At 38.5% G+C, this 20297-nt stretch carries 15 protein-coding genes and 1 other annotated feature; of the genes, 14 read left to right on the forward strand and 1 reads right to left on the reverse strand.

The genetic code is table 11. The annotated features are described in order from the left end of the window. Positions 1-290 precede the first annotated feature (290 nt). The 9 genes from aroF to EF384_RS01685 all read left to right on the forward strand — a co-directional run bounded on the left by aroF (position 291) and on the right by EF384_RS01685 (position 13214). Entirely contained in the window at positions 291-1238 is a 948-nt protein-coding gene (gene aroF, locus EF384_RS01645; RefSeq protein ID WP_123779249.1) for a 3-deoxy-7-phosphoheptulonate synthase, read from the forward strand. A 55-nt stretch (positions 1239-1293) separates the two neighbouring features. Further along, positions 1294-2430, forward strand: a complete 1137-nt coding sequence (gene aroB, locus EF384_RS01650; protein ID WP_123779250.1) for a 3-dehydroquinate synthase — start codon at positions 1294-1296, stop codon at positions 2428-2430. Then, a complete protein-coding gene (locus EF384_RS01655) occupies positions 2431-3324 on the forward strand; it encodes a shikimate dehydrogenase family protein (RefSeq protein ID WP_123779251.1) in 894 nt (297 codons plus the stop codon). A 329-nt stretch (positions 3325-3653) separates the two neighbouring features. Continuing rightward, positions 3654-6071 carry a leucine--tRNA ligase gene (gene leuS, locus EF384_RS01660; RefSeq protein WP_123779252.1) on the forward strand — a complete coding sequence of 806 codons (2418 nt, stop codon included), beginning with the start codon at positions 3654-3656 and terminating at the stop codon, positions 6069-6071. A gap of 65 nt (positions 6072-6136) precedes the next feature. Then, a complete protein-coding gene (locus EF384_RS01665) occupies positions 6137-7000 on the forward strand; it encodes a pyridoxamine kinase (protein WP_123779253.1) in 864 nt (287 codons plus the stop codon). Between the two features lie 594 nt (positions 7001-7594). Beyond that, positions 7595-8527, forward strand: a complete 933-nt coding sequence (locus EF384_RS01670; protein WP_123779301.1) for an SIR2 family protein — start codon at positions 7595-7597, stop codon at positions 8525-8527. Beyond that, positions 8527-10404 carry an ATP-binding protein gene (locus tag EF384_RS01675; RefSeq protein ID WP_123779254.1) on the forward strand — a complete coding sequence of 626 codons (1878 nt, stop codon included), beginning with the start codon at positions 8527-8529 and terminating at the stop codon, positions 10402-10404. Before EF384_RS01670 ends, EF384_RS01675 begins: the two co-directional genes overlap by 1 nt. 220 nt (positions 10405-10624) lie before the next feature. Next, the gene (locus EF384_RS01680) at positions 10625-12448 is read left to right on the forward strand and encodes a putative polysaccharide biosynthesis protein (RefSeq protein ID WP_123779255.1); all 1824 of its coding nucleotides are present in this window, start codon (positions 10625-10627) and stop codon (positions 12446-12448) included. After that, complete coding sequence (locus tag EF384_RS01685; RefSeq protein WP_123779256.1) at positions 12438-13214, forward strand: pseudouridine synthase; 777 nt, start codon at positions 12438-12440, stop codon at positions 13212-13214. Before EF384_RS01680 ends, EF384_RS01685 begins: the two co-directional genes overlap by 11 nt. 420 nt (positions 13215-13634) lie before the next feature. Here the strand turns inward: EF384_RS01685 and EF384_RS01690 are convergent, their stop codons facing one another. Continuing rightward, entirely contained in the window at positions 13635-15104 is a 1470-nt protein-coding gene (locus EF384_RS01690; protein WP_199729694.1) for an MFS transporter, read from the reverse strand. Positions 15105-15540: 436 nt separating this feature from the next. Here EF384_RS01690 and pepV point away from each other — a divergent pair, with 436 nt between their 5' ends. The 5 genes from pepV (at position 15541) to pheS (ending at position 20294) form a co-directional block, all read left to right on the forward strand. After that, entirely contained in the window at positions 15541-16947 is a 1407-nt protein-coding gene (gene pepV / locus EF384_RS01695) for a dipeptidase PepV (RefSeq protein WP_123779257.1), read from the forward strand. Between the two features lie 4 nt (positions 16948-16951). Beyond that, positions 16952-17746 (forward strand): TrmH family RNA methyltransferase, encoded by a 795-nt coding sequence (locus tag EF384_RS01700; RefSeq protein ID WP_123779258.1) that lies wholly within the window; start codon positions 16952-16954, stop codon positions 17744-17746. A gap of 100 nt (positions 17747-17846) precedes the next feature. Next, a complete protein-coding gene (locus tag EF384_RS01705; protein ID WP_123779259.1) occupies positions 17847-18503 on the forward strand; it encodes an HD domain-containing protein in 657 nt (218 codons plus the stop codon). Continuing rightward, positions 18487-18831 carry a winged helix-turn-helix transcriptional regulator gene (locus EF384_RS01710; protein ID WP_123779260.1) on the forward strand — a complete coding sequence of 115 codons (345 nt, stop codon included), beginning with the start codon at positions 18487-18489 and terminating at the stop codon, positions 18829-18831. Before EF384_RS01705 ends, EF384_RS01710 begins: the two co-directional genes overlap by 17 nt. Before the next feature lie 36 nt (positions 18832-18867). Beyond that, positions 18868-19097: a binding site (T-box leader), on the forward strand. Positions 19098-19247: 150 nt separating this feature from the next. Further along, positions 19248-20294, forward strand: coding sequence for a phenylalanine--tRNA ligase subunit alpha (gene pheS, locus EF384_RS01715; RefSeq protein ID WP_123779261.1), 1047 nt, complete (start codon positions 19248-19250; stop codon positions 20292-20294). Positions 20295-20297: the final 3 nt, after the last annotated feature.

The raw sequence follows: 20297 nt of genomic DNA on the forward strand, positions 1-20297 counted from the left end.
TAAGAGACATTGTTAAAGTTGAACTATCAAATAGCGAGAGGAGGACTAAGATCATGCAAGCAATGACTACAACAAAATTCTATTTCTTTTTTAATTTTTACTTTTACTTTTTCGGTTCAAGTAAAGGTGATTTTGTTGTAGCTTCATAAGGATATGATTTTAGTTCTTTAGTCACTAGCGCGTCTAGTGACCCAAGAAAGTCCTTTACAACAATGATCACTTCGGTGGTGTTGTTGTAGAGGGCTTTTTTTCTTGCTAAAAATACATGCACCATCTAAATCAGTCGTCTTATTACTTTACAAGTCAAGCCAATTAAAGGAGCAAACAAAATGACAACACAAACAATCCAAGAAACAGAAACGAACGCCACTAACAATGAAGAAGCTATCTTAGCCAAAATTAGTGAACCCTACAAACGTGCAAGCCTATCTTACAAAGCAACACCAACTGTCGTTGAAGTAGGTAACATTAAAATTGGGGCAGGAAACTTCGCCATGATTGGTGGTCCTTGTTCAATTGAAGGCTTAGACAAACTAGACGAAGTTGCAGCAGCTGTCAAAGATGCCGGTGCGAATATGCTTCGCGGTGGTGCTTACAAACCAAGAACGTCACCATACGCATTCCAAGGTTTAGGGGAAGAGGGCTTAGAAATCTTAGAACGCGTGGGTGCCAAATATGACTTACCAGTCGTTACTGAGGTCATGGCTGTAGACCAAGTCGACCTTTTCGATGGCATTGATATGTACCAAATTGGTGCGCGTAATATGCAAAACTTCGATTTATTAAAAGTGGTTGGTAAGACCAACAAACCTGTTTTATTGAAACGTGGGATGGCTGCTAGCATCGAAGATATGTTGATGGCGGCAGAATACATTTTAGCCCAAGGTAATCCAAATGTGGTTTTATGTGAACGTGGTATCCGTACATACGAAACAGCGACGCGTAATACCCTTGATTTATCGGCGATTCCAGTGCTTCGTAGTAAGACGCATTTGCCAATTGTGATTGACCCGAGTCATGCGGTCGGTAAACGTGAATGGGTTGAATCAATGGCCATGGCGGCGGTAGCAGCTGGTTGTGATGGTTTGATTATCGAGATTCACCAAAATCCGGATGAAGCATGGTCAGATGGTCGTCAATCATTAACTTTAGATGCTTACAAGAAATTAACCGCGAAAGTACAAGCTTTACATACTTTCTTAAAAGATTTGAATGCAAGTGACGACGATTTAGCTTAAAATAAGATTAGAAAATAAAATCGCTGTTAAGCAGATGACGAATTGAGGGAATAAATTGGAAAAAGTAACAGTAGCTGTTGAAACACCATACGACGTGCTAATTGACCACGATCTATTGAAACATGCGGCCGCACATTTAGAAGATTTGATTCAAGGTAAGAAAGTCTTGATTGTAACGGATGAAAATGTGGCCTCATTCGGTTACCTTGGTAATCTGCAAGAAGCCATTGTGGGGATTACGAGTGGGGTAGACACCTATGTCTTGCCAGCGGGTGAAGCACAAAAATCTGCCGAAAATTATGTCGCCTTACAAGGTCACTTGGCAACTCTGAACTATTCACGTTCGGATGTCATTATTGCCCTTGGTGGTGGCGTGATTGGCGACCTAGTTGGTTTTACCGCTGCCACGTACTTGCGCGGGATTGACTATATTCAAATCCCAACCACTTTACTATCTGCCATCGATTCATCTGTAGGTGGGAAAACGGCCATTGATTTACCACAAGGCAAAAACTTGGTCGGTGCTTTTTACCAACCACGTCGCGTCCTTTGTGATTTAGATACTTTTCAAACCTTAGGGGAGACCATTTTTGAAGATGGCTGTGCTGAATTAATCAAGTACGGCATGATTCTTGATGGCGATTTACTCGGTCAATTAATGGACCGCGAAAGTCCCTTAAACGCCTTGAGTGGCGACCTAGGTGCAATCGTGAAACGTTGTGTGGAAATCAAACGTGATGTTGTCCTAGAAGATGAACATGATCTTGGACTTCGTCAAATGCTGAATTTTGGTCATACCATTGGCCATGCCGTGGAACAAGCATCTCACTACAAAGTGTCTCACGGACGTGGTGTGGCAACCGGGATGATCCTAACACAAATTATGGCGGAAAAAGAAGGTTTGACCGAACTCTTCTTAACAGAACGGTTCAACAAATTATTGAACCAATATCATTTGTTGAACCAATTGAATTTGGTTAAAGACTATGATTTTGAGGACCTAACAGCAGCCATGACCAACGACAAAAAACGTCGTGGTGGCGAAATTACGGAAATATTCCCTGATTCATTTGGTAAATGCCGTTTGGAAACTATGCCTTTTGACCAATACGCTGGCTACTTAGCAGCAATCATTGCCGACCTAAAAGCGGACAAGTTACCGATTGTACTTGATGGGGACGAGGTGGCGTAAATGGACAGTATCACGGATATTAATGGTACAACCCAGTTCGCGGCCGTGATTGGGCAACCCTTAAGTCATTCCCTATCACCAATAATTTACAACACCGCCTTCAAAACCCAAGACGTCAACATGGTCTATCTTGCCTTTGAAACCAGTGAGGCTGAAACCATCGACCGTATTAACCATCTGAAAGCATTGGGCGTTCAAGGTATTAATGTGACCATGCCTGGGAAAATGGCAGCCATGGAAACAGTCGACAGCCTAGATAAGGCTGCAGCTTATGTCCAAGCTGTAAACATGATTACCACCAATGACGACGGCCAATGGATAGGCTACAACACTGATGGTGCTGGTTTGTGGCTGGCTGTTAAAAATAGAGGCGTGTCCCTTGCTGGCAAACGTCTAGTCATTTTTGGTTCGGGTGCAACATCGCGGATTATCTTGGCCCAAGCCGTATTAGAAGGTATGCTAGATATCACGGTAATTGCCCGCAAGATTCAAGAAAAAGACCATTTGCTAACTGTAGCCCATGCCTTGACCAGTGATTATCCTGAACTTGTGTTAAACCTTGTGGATTTGGCTGATGCGCCAGGAGTCGAAGAGGCTGTAAGCAAGGCGGAGATTGTCATCCAATCAACGAGCGTGGGGATGTCAGGTTCTAAAGACCAGTCCATTTTAGCCAATGCCGAATGGCTACAGGCGGACACGGTTGTGATGGATGTGATTTATGAACAGATGGAAACGACTTTTATGAAGCAGGCGAAAGCGCGTGGCTGCAAGGTGATAGGGGGACTTGATATGTTGGTCTTCCAGGCTAAATTAAACTATCAACTGTTTGCCCACCGTGAGCTACCTGTGGACGAGGTTTTTCGGACGATTGAAAGTCGAATTCACGGACATTAGGGGCTTGAAAAGGCTATGAAAACTGCTGATAATAGGTTTGCAATTGGCCTTATATAATGCTAGAATGATAACGATAATTGATCTTTTCAGAGGTAGTAACAAGCACTGTTCAATTTAGCGAGTATACGGTTGGTGGAAGTATATTTGAACGACTTGCGAATTAGGCTGAATCAAAGATGGTTGAGTATGCTTCGGCAGAAAACACCACGTCCCGCCAACGTTATCGGTATGAAGAGTACAAACATAGGTGGTACCACGAAAAGAAATTTCGTCCTATATGCGTTTTTTGACGTGTATAGGATTTTTTTATTGCAAAAGGAGAGAAAAAAATGGCTTTTAATCATAAAGTGATTGAGAAAAAATGGCAAAAATATTGGGATGAAAATAAAGAGTTTAAAACTTCTAATGATTTTTCAAAACCTAAATATTATGCAATGGATATGTTCCCTTACCCATCAGGTGCTGGTTTACACGTAGGTCACCCTGAAGGTTATACAGCGACTGATATTATGTCTCGTTATAAACGTGCACAAGGTTATAACGTGTTACATCCAATGGGTTGGGATGCTTTTGGTTTACCTGCAGAACAATATGCTTTGGATACAGGGAATGACCCTGCTGAATTTACAGCAAAAAACATTGCAACATTTAAACGTCAAATTAAATCATTAGGTTTCTCATATGATTGGGACCGTGAAATTAATACAACTGATCCTAAGTTCTACAAATGGACACAATGGATTTTCACCAAATTATATGAAAAAGGCTTAGCTTACGAAGATGAAATCTTAGTAAACTGGTCTGAAGATTTAGGTACTGTATTAGCCAACGAAGAAATCATCGATGGTAAAACAGAACGTGGTGGTTACCCAGTTGTCCGCAAACCAATGAAACAATGGGTATTGCGTATCACTGCTTACGCTGACCGTTTATTAGATGGTTTAGATAATGTTGACTGGCCAAACTCTGTTGTAGAAATGCAACGTAACTGGATTGGTCGTTCTCAAGGTGCTGAAATCACTTTTGACGTACAAGGTCATGATGATTTGTCATTTGCTGCCTTTACGACACGTCCTGACACAATCTATGGTTTAACTTTTGCTGTATTGGCGCCGGAACATGATTTAGTAAAACAAATCGTGACTGACGAACAACGTGCAGAAGTGGAAGCTTACATCGAAGCTGCTTCTCGTAAATCTGACTTAGACCGTACAGATTTAGCCAAAGAAAAAACAGGTGTCTTCACTGGTGCTTACGGTATCCACCCATTAACAGGGGAAGCTTTCCCAATTTGGGTTGCTGACTATGTTTTAGCATCATACGGTACAGGTGCTGTTATGGCCGTTCCTGCTCATGACACACGTGACTACGAATTCGCTCAACAATTTGGTTTAGACATTAAACCTGTTATTGAAGGTGGCGATGTGACGGTTGAAGCCTTTACTGGTGACGGTCCACACATCAACTCAGGCGAATTAGATGGCTTAGATAAAGAAACAGCTATCGAAAAAGCTATTGGCATTTTAGAAGAAACTGGTAAAGGTGAACGTACAACTTCTTACCGTTTACGTGATTGGGTATTCTCTCGTCAACGTTACTGGGGTGAACCAATTCCAATTATTCATTGGGAAGATGGTACAACTACTACAGTTCCTGAAGAAGAATTACCATTACGCTTGCCAAAATCAAACAACATTAAACCTTCAGGTACTGGTGAGTCTCCATTAGCCAACATTGAAGATTGGTTATACGTGACTGATCCTGAAACTGGTATGAAAGGTCGTCGTGAAACCAACACAATGCCACAATGGGCAGGTTCATCTTGGTACTTCTTACGTTATATCGATCCTAAGAACACCAAAGAAATCGCGTCTAAAGAATTAGTGGACTACTGGTACAACGTTGACTTATACATTGGTGGGGCAGAACATGCTGTACTTCACTTATTGTATGCACGTTTCTGGAACATGTTCCTATATGACTTAGGTATCGTACCAACTGAAGAACCATTCCAAAAATTATACAACCAAGGTATGATTTTAGGTGAAGGTAACGAAAAAATGTCTAAATCTAAAGGTAACGTTGTGAACCCGGATGACGTTGTGAACCAATATGGTGCGGATACTTTACGTCTATATGAAATGTTCATGGGTCCATTAGATGCATCTATCGCTTGGTCTGAAAATGGCCTTGAAGGTTCTCGTCGCTTCTTAGAACGTGTATGGCGTTTATTCGTAGACGAAAATGGTAAAATGCGTGACCGTGTAACAACAATGAACTCAGGTGAATTAGACAAGGTTTACCACCAAACAGTGAAAAAAGTTACCGAAGATTTCGATAACTTACACTTTAATACAGCAATCTCTCAAATGATGGTATTCGTTAACGAAGCTAACAAAGCAGACAGCTTATACTATGAATACGTGAAAGGTTTCATCCAATTACTAGCACCTATTGCGCCACATATCGCTGAAGAAATGTGGGTAATCGTTGGTAATGAACCAGGTATTTCTTACGTACCATGGCCAACATTTGATCCAGAAAAAACTGTAGATGACGAAATCGAAATCGTTATCCAAGTGAATGGTAAGATTAAAGCCAAAGCCAACATCGCACGCGGTGCTTCTAAAGAAGATTTAATCGCGCTTGCGCATGCAAATGAGAAAGTACAAGAAGCAATTGCCGGTAAAACCGTACGAAAAGAAATCGCAGTGCCAGATAAGTTAGTGAATATCGTCGCAAATTAGTAGACATAGTTTAATAATGTTTGTATAATGATTCTTAGAGTTTAATTAAGAGGAGATGGCAATAAATGAAAAATATTTTAATCATCCACGACGCTTCTGGTTTTGGGAAATGCTCAACAACTGTAGCATTACCAATTTTATCAGGTATGGCGCTTCAAGGAACAATCCTTCCAACAGCCTTATTATCAACACATACTGGCCCTGGTTTTGAAGGATTTACATTCTTAGACTTAACTGATGAAATGGAAAAAATTGTGGATCATTGGCATTCATTTGGCCTACAATTTGACGCGGCTTACGTAGGTTACCTTGGAAGCGTTCGTCAAATCAAATTCCTAGAACGTGAATTACCAAAATTATTAAAAGACGATGCAAAATTATACTTAGATCCAGTTATGGCTGATAACGGCGAATTCTACTACGGTTTCGATGAAGAGTACGCGAAAGAAATGTTAAACTTATGTGCAATTGCTGATGTGATTATGCCTAACCAAACTGAAGCGAGCTTCTTATACGGCGTTGAGTACACTGAAGGTGTATGGCCACAAGAAAAAATCGATGAGTTCTTACGCATTGTACGTCAACAAACAAATGCATCAGTTGTCTTAACAGGTGCTGGTTTTGATGGTCAAAGCCAAACAGGTGCTTACTACTTTGATGCTGAAAATGGCGACCAAGGTTTAGCTACTGCACCATTCATCGGTGGTAAATTCCACGGTACTGGTGATATCTTCGGATCAATCTTTGTTGGTGCGCAAGCCAATGGTGCTAGCGTACAAGAAGCAACACAATTGGCTGTAGATTACATCCCTCGTATCATCGAAAAATCATTAGATGATCCAAACGTAATGCACAACGGTTTACAATTTGAGCTATTCATTGGCGACCTTGCAAACTACGTACGTATGTTAAAACAAAACCAAAACTAATCAAGATTAGTAATATTCAAACGAGATATATGATAAATCCGCTTACCTTAACAGGTAGGCGGATTTTTTATTTGTATCGGATATGTTTATATATTTTAAGCCTTTGGCTTTGTATTGATGTGCTTTTGACAATGTTTTAGAGATGTGCTTTTCTGTTAGCCTTCGGCTTAATTTTGGTGTGTTTTTGACCATGTTTTAAAGATTTGCGATTTATGAGCCTTCGGCTTGTCGTGTATAGTCCTTTAAAAGCCGTGGGACCGCCGGGAGCCAAGGTCTCCCAGCTTGAAAGCGAGCCAAGGTCTCGCTTTCATCCTTTTTCACGGCTAAAGGACATACACTATCGCCTGCGGCTTGGATGGTGTTTCTAATATATTGTATTTTATAATTATTAATATATGATAAGATTACTTAAAGGTTTGATTGTGAATTTTTATATTGGATTATCAAGTTGTTTAGACCTTGATATTAAAGTAACTACACCAGAATGGAATATCGTTCGTTGGGATTGTTTATTGGAAAGGGGTATAAATATTGGAAGAATTCGTTAACAATAGTTTATCGGGAGAAAATTTAGTAAATCAACTAAGAAAAGTTATGACAAGTAAACAACTTAATTTTTTAATTGGATCAGGGGTATCATCTCAAGCAATAGCGCTAATGAAAGATTATGCTGGTGATATAGATTCTGTTAATACAAAATTATTAGAATCGGTTATATCCGTAAGTCAAAAGTTACTCTCCAAGGATCTAGAAGGAGAAAGTAACATAGAGAAAAACTATTTTGAATATATTTCATTTATACAATCATTAATTGATGTCCTTAATTTATCAAATTCTAGAATAATACCAAAATCTGTTAATTTATTTACTACTAATTATGATTTATTTATAGAATCAGCAATTGATACCTTAATTAAGAATAACCGATTTGTTTTTAATGATGGCGCAAAGGGATATTTTAATAGAATTTTAGATAGTTCAAATTATAACCAAATAGTGTCCTATAAAGGTTTGAACGATAATTATATAAGTGAGATTCCTTCAATTTCATTGTTTAAACCTCATGGGTCGGTAAATTGGGAGTTAATTGATGAAGAAATACTTATTAAAAATGAAATTTCTTCTAATCCAGTTGTTGTTAAACCAGATGGTAATGAGCCTAAAAATACATTTTTATCAAATCATTTTTACGAGATGTTAAGAATTTTCCAGTTAGAACTTGATAAACCACAATCCATATTAATTGTGATTGGTTTTTCATTTCATGATGAACACATTGCCAAAATGGTTAAGAGAGCCTTGAAAAATCCGGAATTAATAGTAGTCGTTTTTGGATATCAAGATAGGGAAAGAGTAAATATTTTAAGGAATTTGAATTATGAAGTTGCTCCTAATAATTTAAAAATAATTACACCTAAAAATTTAAACAAAGAATTTCAAACAAGTCATGAAGGAAAAGCAAGCACGTTTGAATTGCCAAATTTAACAAAAATTCTTTCTATAAATGAATTGGAGGGTACTGATTAATGAAAGATTTTGGAAAAAAATTAGGAGTAATCATAGGTGTAGATGGTGATATGTCGCAAGTGGGAATGTACTCGATGTCAAATGATTCCCAATTTTTATGGAAGGGTGAAATATTAAATGGCCCAAAAGTAGGCGCTTTTATGACTATACATCAAAATAGTATAAAAATTATTGCCACGGTAATTAGCGAAAAAATTATTGACCAACAAAATACTATAAAAAGTTCGGAGTTTGATAATAGATATAAAAAAAATTCAATTAATAGAGTTATATTTCTAAAAGCTAAAGGAGTCATTGAAGAAAATAAATTTAAAATAACAAGTCAACATGTTCCTATGATTGGAAATGAAATAACTTTAACAACAAAAGAAGAACTAAATTTAATTTTTGGTTTTGGATTTTTAGAAGACTCAATTTTGATAGGGAACTCTCTTTTAGAAAATAATGAAATTAATTTACCAATAAATAAATTTTTTGCTTCTCATATAGGAATATTTGGTAATACAGGGAGTGGAAAATCCAATACTTTACATAAATTGTATTTGGAATTATTCAACTCAAAACATCATACGAATATATTTGAGAAATCACAATTTTTCGTTATTGATTTCAATGGAGAATATGTTGGAAAAAATATTTTTGGGATAGATGATGCATATAAGCAAATTTATAACATTGATACTCGAAATTTCAATTATGGGGAAAAATTACCAATTGAAAAAAAATATTTGTTTAATCCAGATATTTTAGCAATACTATTTGATGCGAGGGCTGCGACACAAGTTCCCTTTTTAAGAAATGCATTAAGAGTATTTAATAACAAAATTTCAACTGCTGTAGATTTTGCTAAAATGGAAGTAGGGTTATTAAAAGCAATTCTCATAGGAGTAAAAAGCGTAAGTTCCGATGCTTTAAACAATTGGATTGTTGCTGCTCAAAATATGGGAATTAATGATGGATTATTATCAGGACTAACAGGTAATTTGCATCAATATAATTATGGAAGCTATATATCTAAAAATATTAATAATATAGAAATTATAAAGGATGGGCAAATAACCTCCGCCGGGGAAGCAATTCTTAAACTACAAAAATTAGAAAGTGAAATGAAAGAAAAATACGAAAAGTCCAACGAACTACAAAAACTATCATATTTTTTAGAATTTCAAAAAGTATACGTTTCAGCTTGGAAATCAACCAATATTGAATTTATTAATCCTCTGTTTCATAGAATAAAGTCAGCTTTTGAGAGTATGGACAAAGTTATTGAAATTAAAGAAAATGTTACAAATGAATTTAAATCATTAAACATTGTTTCATTGGTAAATGCTAATCCTGAAGTAACAAGATTATTGCCCATGCTTTTATCAAAAATGATATATGACAATCAGAAATCTGTAGTATCTAATATGAAAGTATTTCAGACAAAACATCTAATTATCGATGAAGCTCATAACATTCTAAATTCAGAATACCGCAATAATGGGGATGGATGGCAAGACTATAGGCTTTCGATTTTTGAAGAAATTATTAAAGAAGGTAGGAAATTTGGATTCTATTTAACATTGTCCAGCCAGAGACCTGCGGATATTTCTCCAACTATTATGTCACAACTCCATAATTATTTTATACATCGATTAGTAAATGAAAAAGATTTAAAAATGTTAGAAAACACTATGCCAACTCTGGATAAATATTCTTATCAGAATATCCCAAATCTAGGAAAGGGTGAGGCGATCATTACGGGGACTGCAATTAATGTACCTGTATTAGTGAAAATCAATAAGGAAGAAGTTATCCATCCTAATAGTGATGATATTAATTTGATAGAGTTATGGGAATCAAAAAAACAGTTGGATTTTTTTGATTTAATTTAGGTGTATAATTTTTTAACGACCAGATATTTTTCTGGTCGTTTTTGCTTTATAGGGGTATGCTTGTAGAGATGGAAATGTTAAGAATCATGATAATGAAATCTTTAAGTCTTTTTTAAATGTGATTCAATTGAAATGCTTGGTTTTATTGTTTAGAATGAAAGCTAAGTGTTTTTCGAAATGGAACAAATCAAAGAATTTATATAATGAGGAGTAATTCAGTATGGGTGTAGATGATCCGAACATGAGTCGGAACCATGAAATAGAAGATACTGTCGTTGTGGCGGCAGATGAAGTGCCTGCTGAACCGTTGCCTGAGAAGCAGTCGGCGTCAGCGCAGGAGAAAATGAATACGGGAGCTGCCTGGATGTCGGCGGCTTCGATGATTTCTCGTATTCTAGGGGTTTTATATGTCATCCCGTGGTATCGCTGGATGGGGGACCCACAAATTGCGAACGAGGCCAATTCATTGTTTAATATTGGCTATAACTACTATGCGATTTTCTTGTCGATTACCATCGCAGGGGTGCCAGATTCCATTGCAAAGCAAATGGCTTACTATAATGCCCGCGGTCAATATAAAACGGGTCGTCGTTTATTCCGTTCAGGGTTGATTTTAATGTCTATTACCGGGATTCTTGGTGGGGTCTTATTGTGGACCTTTGCACCACAATTAGCTCAATCGACGCCAGCTCGTAACTTTGAGTCAGTGGTATTGACCATTCGCTCACTTGTACCAGCGCTTGTCATTCTACCGACGATTTCGGTTATCCGTGGTTACTTCCAGGGGCACCAAGATATGAAACCGTCTGCCATGTCGCAAATTGCTGAGCAAATTTTGCGTGTGATTTACATGCTAGCAGCGGTATACATTATCCGTATTATTCGTGGCGGTGATATGGTCCTAGCCGTGACCCATTCGACTTTTGCAGCATTTATCGGTGCCTTGGCTGCCCTAGCAACCCTAGCGTATTTCTTTTTCAAATATAGAAAAGTGTACGCGAAGGAAGAGGCTTTGTATGCGGTTGAGGAAGAGTCGGATGTGTCGACGGTTCGTTTGTTGATCGAGATTGTTTCGATTGCAATTCCGTTTATCATTTCCGGTTCGGCAATTGAGTTGTCGCGCCTGATTGATTTAAATACCTACATGCCGATTATGGAGCGGGTTTCAGAATTGAGTCGTGATCAATTAATCAATGAATACGCGATTTTTGGGGCCAATGCCAACAAGTTGGTAACCGTAATTGTGTCACTTGCTGTGGCGATCGGTTCAACGTCAATTTCCGTTATTTCCGCAACTTTCTCTGAAGAGAAGCGTAAAATTGAGGAAAAAATTGCAGACAGACGCCATCCGCGACGGTCCGACCGCCGTGCCAACCACGACTTCCCTGATACCAAGGCGCTTGTCATGCATAACATGAAACTATTTACTTTGGTTATGTTGCCATCAGCCATCGGTATGGCCGTACTCGCTGAGCCTGTATATGCCTTTATCTATTCATACGATCCAATGGGGACATCATTATTACAGTTATCGTCATTCGTAGCGATTACCATGGGCTTGTTTGCGGTATTGGTTGCTATGATGCAATCGATGTCCTTCTTTAAGGAAGCTATCTTTGGGTTAGCCATTGGTATGGTGATCAAAATGCTATTACAATTACCGATGCTTGCTTTCTTTGGAACACCAGGTGCGCAAATTGCGACCGCGATTGCCTTTATCGCCATTGCGGCATATTATCTATGGCGCTTGCATGTCCGCATTAACTTCTCTATTGGAGAGTTGTTTGTCCAAATCCGTGGCATCGTTCTCTTAGCTGGTGCAATGGGGATTGCGACTTGGGTAGTGAACCAAATTTTACGTCGCTTTATCTTGTCGCCAGAACATTCACTTTTCCAACAAATCCTACAAATGGTCATTGTTGCAGCTGTGGGTGTCTTGGTTTACGGTGTCGGCGGCTTGCGTTTCAAAATATTAGATATTTTACTAGGCGACAAAGCCAAGCGCTTACGTGCCAAATTAGGAATGAGTAAATATGACAAATAAAAATATAAAAGCGAATCAAAGACTGGATCGTTTCGTCGCGAGTATGACACCATATTCGCGTACGGACGTGAAGAATTTGATTAAGCAATCAGTAGTATTTGTGAACGGTGCACCGGCGAAAAAAGCCAATCAAACCGTGAACGTGGAAAATGATGTTGTGGAAGTGGACGGGCAAGTGATTGCCTACGAACCATTTGTTTATATCATTCTACATAAACCAGATGGGGTTATTTCCGCAACTGAGGATAACCGCTGGGAAACGGTGATTGATTTATTAGATGAAGAAACGGTTTTAACCTATGAACCATTCCCTGTTGGTCGTTTGGATAAAGATACAACAGGACTCCTGTTGATTACCAATGATGGTCAGTTCAATCATGATTTGATGTCACCAAGAAAGCATGTAGATAAAGAGTATGCAGTCTTAGTTGACGGCGTCTTGAATGACAGCCATATTCAAAAATTCGCTAAAGGCTTGAATATCGGCCAAGGCGATATCACGAAACCAGCTGAATTATTTATCGATGAAGTGGATGCGGAAAAAGGTGAATCCTTTGCTCGTGTCGTGATCTCAGAAGGTAAATACCACCAAGTGAAGCGCATGTTTGAAGCCATTGACTGTGAAGTTTTACAACTTCATCGTCAACGAATTGGCCAACTCGTTTTACCAGAAGAACTAGAAGCAGGCGAATACGTCCAAGTAGACGGCGATGCCTTGCGCAAAGCCATCTTCGACGGTGAGCCACTAGAACTATTTGAATATTAAGTTAAAAAGAGTAGCGATTTAATGTCGCTACTCTTTTTTCATTCGATGTTTTTTTCGATAGGAAGGCTTGGTGGTGACACCAAGCTTTTTATTTATTTTTTACGAGAGAGTCATTTGTACAGAATGAAACTTCATTCTGTACGATTTTATAGATTAGTCCCGAATAGTCGCTGATTCTGTATTAGAGACATAGTGGTTTACAGAACAAGGCTCCCCATGTGTAGGATTGCTGATTTTTAGCCAGAATATTTGGTCATTCTGGAATCAACACAATATACCGTCCCGAATGACGTATCCATTCGGGACTAATTTCCATATTTTTACAGAATATGGCTTCGTTCTGGAATGTTCCAATAAAACTGGGTAACCAAAAACGCACTGGTGATATACACCAATGCGTTAAAAGGAGATGCGATATGATTAACCGTTGTTACGGCGATTTTCTAGGATTGCTGCATTTTCGTTTACCTTGTTTTTACCTAATGGGAAGATAAATACTAATGATAGGGCAGCTAATAGAAAGGCAATGGCAGGTATGATTGTACCAAGGTTAAAGATACCATTTAAAACTTCTTCAGATTGTGCAACGGCACCTGATTGGTAACCGACTGCTGAAAGGGCGATACCAGATACACCACCAGCAATGGCTTGACCCATTTTACGTGAGAATGAATATAGAGAGTAAACTTGGCCATCTTGACGGTGATGTGTTTCAATTTCGATATGATCAATAACATCAGTAATCATAGCCCAGATAACAACGTTAAAGCTGAAGAATCCAAACATACCAACGGCAGCAAATGCCATGTATACGATTACATTTTCAGGACGGATAAAGTATAGTGAACCGAATGCTAAGGCACTTAGACCTAATGCTAAGATACCAAATTCTTTCTTACCAATTCTGTTGGCGATAATCGGTGCGATTGGAGTAGCGATGACTAAGGCGATAATTGGGTTGATCATGTTAAATTGTGATAAGGCATCTGATGTATTGTAGACGTTAGGGAACAAGTAGTTGTTGATTGATGAGATCATCAATTGGGCTAGAATCATGAATAGAGCAGTGAAAATGATACCGATTAAAGCGCGGTTTTTCAAAGCCCCAAATGTGCCTTTGATGGTTGTCCATAATTCTTTGCCGAAAGCTTGTTTTTCAACAGTCACTGTTTCTTCAACAGACGCGGCATCAACATTCACGCGTTCAGTAGTTAGCTTGTAGCAGAAGAAGTAGAATAATACGGCTAGGATTGAGAAAACACCTGCAAGTATGGTAAAGGTGCTATCCGTTTTCACAACTTCTTGACCATTAATTGTTGAATAAATAATTAACGGGGTCACTGATCCGATAATCAATTGGGCTAATGTCGCACCCATTGAACGGAATTGAGATAGTTGCGTACGTTCAGTAGGGTTACTTGTAATGGCTGCTTGCATTGAGCCATACGGGATATTGATTGCTGTATAGAAAATTGATCCATATAGCAAGTAAGTGATGTACATATATACAATTTTAAAGCCCATACCCATGTCTTGAAGACCAGTTTGGTAGATAAGGAAACTTGAAATGGCAACAGGTCCAGCAATACGACGAATCCAAGGTCTAAACTTACCTTCGTTAGTTCGAGCGGACTTGTCCACGATAATCCCCATACCGACATCAGTGAAAGCATCCACAAAGCGGGCGATCATTAATAGCAAACCGACTTGTGCTGCAGACACACCCCAAACTTCTGTATAGAAGACCATCAAGAACATGGATTGAAGCATGAAGGTCATGTCATTACCCAAATCCCCGAACATATAACCAATTTTGTCACGCATGCCAAAAGGGCGAGCGTCATTTTCAGAATTGGTGATTACCTTTTTTGTTGTAGTACCTTGTGCCATAATTTCCTCCTTCTGGTCTATTCTTCGCAGACCATCTTGTAGTGGTAAAAAAACGCTTACAAATATTTGCAAAAATTAACTTGTGATATCGTTCACTAATACATCTGGGAATGATGCGTCGTTGTGAAAGCGTTTAACATAAAGAAATTATAGAACAAAAGTGTTAAAAGTGTAACCTTTTTATTGTAAAAATTGCTAAATGACCCAAATTTTACCCAAAAACCGTTTATAATCCGCCTAAATATGTGAAAAAAGTACAACGAATGTATTCGCTTACATATCTGCAAAGTTTTGTTGCATTTCGGTGAACATTGCAAATTTATCCTTTTCGTCTAACCTCTGCGGTTCTACTTACAATTTAATAGTCGAATCAAGTGAGTTTATCGCGAATCTGTGGTAAAATAGGTAACGTAGATAATTAACTAGGAGGATTCTTATGACAATTAATTGGCAAGAAGAAATCAACAATCGTAAAGATGACTTAATGAAAGACTTATTCACTTTATTAAGTGTAAATAGTGTCCGTGACGACAGTAAGGCAACTGCTGATGCGCCAGTGGGACCAGGTCCAAAAGAAGCATTAGAAGTATTCTTAAAAATTGCTGACCGTGATGGATTTACAACGAAAAATGTTGATAATCTTGCAGGTCATGCAGAATATGGTGAAGGTGACGAAACGCTAGGTGTGTTAGCACACGTAGACGTTGTACCTGTTGATGATAAATGGGACACTGATCCATTTAAACCTGAAGTACGCGATGAACGTATTTATGCGCGTGGTGCTTCTGATGACAAGGGTCCTTTAATGGCTGCTTACTACGGCTTGAAAGTAATTAAAGAATTAGGTTTACCAGTGGCGAAACGTGTTCGTTTTATCATTGGTACGGATGAAGAAAGTGAATGGAAGGGTGTTACACGCTACTTTGAAGTAGAAGACAAACCTGACTTCGGTTTCTCTCCGGATGCTGATTTCCCAATTATTAATGGTGAAAAAGGTATGTACTCTGCAAAATTAATTTTCGACAACCGTAGCGAAAAATTAGTTTCGTTTGAAGGTGGCCTTCGTGAAAACATGGTACCAGGTGAAGCACATGCAGTTGTAACTGGCATTAAAGCAGATGCTGATCAAATCATTGCAGATTTCCAAGCAGCAAATCCTGATATCACAATTATCACAAGCCAAGACAATGATGAATATACCATTACTGTTGAAGGGAAAGCTGTCCATGCAATGAACCCAAGTGTTGGTTTCAATGCTGCAACTTTCTTAGCTAAATTGTTATTACAATTAGATGATGACTTAGCGAAAGATGATATTTTACGATTCTTAGGTGAATTGGTACATGAAGACTTCTACGGTGAACGTTTAGGTATCGCACATGAAGATGAAATCATGGGTACAGTAACTGTTAACCCTGGTTTAGTTGGTGAAGAAGATGGCAAATTATACACTGTCTTAAATATCCGCGTACCTCGTGGTAAAGAATACAGTGAAATTGATGCGACATTCGCAGAACATGGTGAAACTTACCACTATACATTTGTAGATGGTACGAAAACAAACAAAAAACCTCACTATGTACCAGCGGATGATCCATTGGTGCAAACTTTATTAGCCGTTTACGAACGTCAAACTGGTGAAAAAGGTCATGAACGTTCAATCGGTGGTGGTACTTATGGTCGTCTATTAGAACGTGGGGTTGCCTATGGTGCATTATTCCCAGATTCAATCGACACGATGCACCAAGCAAATGAATTCTTAGCCGTACGTGATTTATTACGTTCAGCTGCAATTTATGCTGAAGCAATCTATGAATTGATTAAACCAGAAGAAGCAAAATAATCTTATGGTAGAAAAAATCATTACTTCGGTCCAAAATGCCCGAATCAAAGAGCTAAAAAAATTATTTACCCGCAAAGGACGTAAAAAAGCTGGTCAATATATTTTAGAAGGACCACACTTGGTTGATATGGCGATACAAGCCAAGGCAGATATCGATATGATCTACTATGTACCAGAAAGTAGTCATGCCCATATTGAAAAATTTAAAAGTATGGACGATAACCTACCTTTCACCCAAGTGACCCCTGAAGTGGCTAAAAGCCTTAGTCAAACGGAGCAACATCAAGATATTTTTGCGGTTGCAACCTTGCCTGAAGCCAAAACGATTGATTTCGACCACTTAAATGATGCCGTTTTGATTTTGGACCAAGTCCAAGATCCCGGTAACCTTGGGACAATCATCCGTACTGCGGATGCCTTTGGATACCGCGATGTCATCTTAGGTAAGGGAACGGTTGATTTGTTTAATGATAAAGTTTTACGGTCTATGCAAGGTTCACACTTTGCAGTCAATACCTATGAACTGGATTTAGACGAAGCCATACCAGCTTTAAAAGCACATGATTATTTTATTGCTACAACCGAACTAAATGACCAAGCACACGCATCCAATGCCTTTGACTTACAAAGCAAAGGTAAATGGGCGATTGTGTTAGGTAATGAAGGAAATGGCGTAAGCCAATTGGTCCAAGATATGACCGATGTATCTTTATATATTCCAATGGTCGGCTCTGCCGAATCATTAAATGTTGCCATTGCAGGCGCAATTGTCATGTATCAATTTCCACCCAAATCTTGATAAATTCTTATCGATATACTTCTAAATTTTGAAGCAATTCGTGATATGCTTAGCAATAACGAATCTCGAAAGGCTGTTAGTTGGAAAACGAGCTGAAAGTATGTATTTGTCGAAAAAAGGTGATTATGTGAACGAACAAGAAGAACATTATTTTTGGGAAGATGATAAGGAATATATGGCAATCATTGCGGATACCAAGGATCATCCCTTTGTGACGGACCTAGCGTATTATAAGCAACATGTGCATGGTAATCGCTTGACCCACTCCTACCTTGTGTCTTATATGTCTTACCGATTAGCTAAAAATCTACATTGGGACTATAAGGCTTGCGCAAGGGCAGGATTGTTACATGATTTATTCTATTATGTACCTGGTGAAGTGACTTTTTCCAAAGGGTCACATTTACGAAACCATCCCAAAATTGCATTGATTAATGCACGGATAGTAACGGATTTATCAGAGGTCGAAGAGGATATCATCTTGAAACATATGTGGCTAGCCACACCAGAATTCCCTAAATATAAAGAATCTTATTTACTAACCTTTGTGGACAAATATATTGCCACAGAAGACTTTGTCAAACCAAGTTTGGCTAATTTCTCTTTAAGCAAGCTGACCAAAGCATTCAAAACCTTTGTCGGCAAGCTTGTTATTCCAGCATTGAGCGGACGGAAACATAAAGAAGTCCCAGTAGAAGAAAAAATCGAATTAATAGAAACCCAAAAGGAGATAGATGAAAATGGAAATTACAATTAAACAAGAATCGCTGCCAGTAATGTGCGCGAAAATGGAACATGCATGTAAGGTAATTGGTAAAAAATGGAATAGCTTAATCATTGAAGTATTACTTGCTACACCTTTACGTTTTGGTCAATTACGCGACTCAATCAACGGTATTTCTGACCGTGTATTGATTGAACGTCTTCGTGAATTGAGCGAAGAAGGTATCGTATGCAAAGAGGAAACAGAAGTAAATGGCCACATGGTGACAATTTACAATTTGACTGAAAAAGGCCAAGATTTACAAAAAATCTTCAATAGCTTACACGTTTGGGCGGATGAATGGATGGAACCAGCCGAATAAGGTTGACAAAATACTAGAAACCGCTAAAATATAATAGAAATTACCTTAACAGAAGACAACAATTCAAAAATACTTATTGCCCAGAGAGTAAGTGCTTGCTGCAAAACTTACCAATAAGTTTGAATTGTTTTCACTTCTAGAGTAGGCATTCGGGAGAATAGCAATATTCAAAAGAGTGTCCGGTCGACCCGTTAAAACGATTAATGAGTGCTAGTGTAGGAAACTATACTGGAATCAGGGTGGTACCACGGTCTTTCGTCCCTAGTTTTAGGGATGGAAGGCTTTTTTTGTGCGTATAGGAGTGCTTATTTTTTGAAAAGGATAGGACTCAACAATACAAGATGACACAAAATTCACTAGCACCATCCATTTTAACCCGTCACTCACCACATACAACAATATGAAGGAGATGCAAAATGAGTATTGTAGAAGATTTACAAGCAATCGAAAACCAAATTGCACAAGAAATTGAAGCAACAGCAAACTTGGCAGATGTCAAAGCCGTTCGCGTGAAATATTTAGGGAAAAAAGGACCAATTACAGAAGCCTTACGTGGTATGCGTGATTTATCAGCTGAAGAACGTCCAAAAGTTGGTGCATACGCCAATGAATTAAAAAATAAAGCGGAAGCTAAACTACGAGAAAAAGAAATAGCTTTCCAAGCAGCAGCTTTAAATGAAAAATTACAAGCTGAAGCAATCGACGTGACTTTACCAGGTGAAAAACTGACTACAGGTACAAAACACGTCTTAACACAAGTAATGGAAGAAATCGAAGACTTATTCGTTTCAATGGGTTACGAAGTCGTAGAAGGGCCAGAAATTGAATCAGATTTCTACAACTTTGAACGTATGAACTTAGCCAAAGATCACCCAGCACGTGACATGCAAGATACTTTCTACATCAATGATGAAGTATTGCTACGTACGCATACATCACCAGTACAAGCTCGTGCAATGGATGCCCATGATTTCTCAGCAGGTCCATTAAAAATGATCTCACCAGGTAAAGTTTACCGTCGTGACGATGATGATGCGACCCACTCTCACCAATTCCATCAAATTGAAGGTTTAGTAGTAGATCATAATGTATCATTGGCTGACTTAAAAGGTACCTTAGAATTATTTGCCCGTCACATGTTTGGTGAAGATACTGAAGTACGTTTACGTCCAAGTTACTTCCCATTCACTGAACCATCTGTAGAAATCGATGTAACATGTTTCAAATGTGGTGGCGATGGCTGCAACATCTGTAAACAATCTGGTTGGATTGAAATCTTAGGTGGTGGTATGGTTCACCCGAACGTACTTGAAATGGCTGGTATCGATTCAAAAGAATACGCTGGTTTCGCCTTTGGTTTAGGACCAGACCGTGTTGCAATGTTGAAATATGGTATTGACGACATTCGTCATTTTTACCAAAATGATTTACGATTCTTAAAACAATTTACGGAAGAGGGGTAAGCA

It is taken from the genome of Aerococcus agrisoli (genome assembly GCF_003797145.1).
In the GTDB taxonomy this organism is placed as follows: Bacteria; Bacillota; Bacilli; order Lactobacillales; family Aerococcaceae; genus Aerococcus; species Aerococcus agrisoli.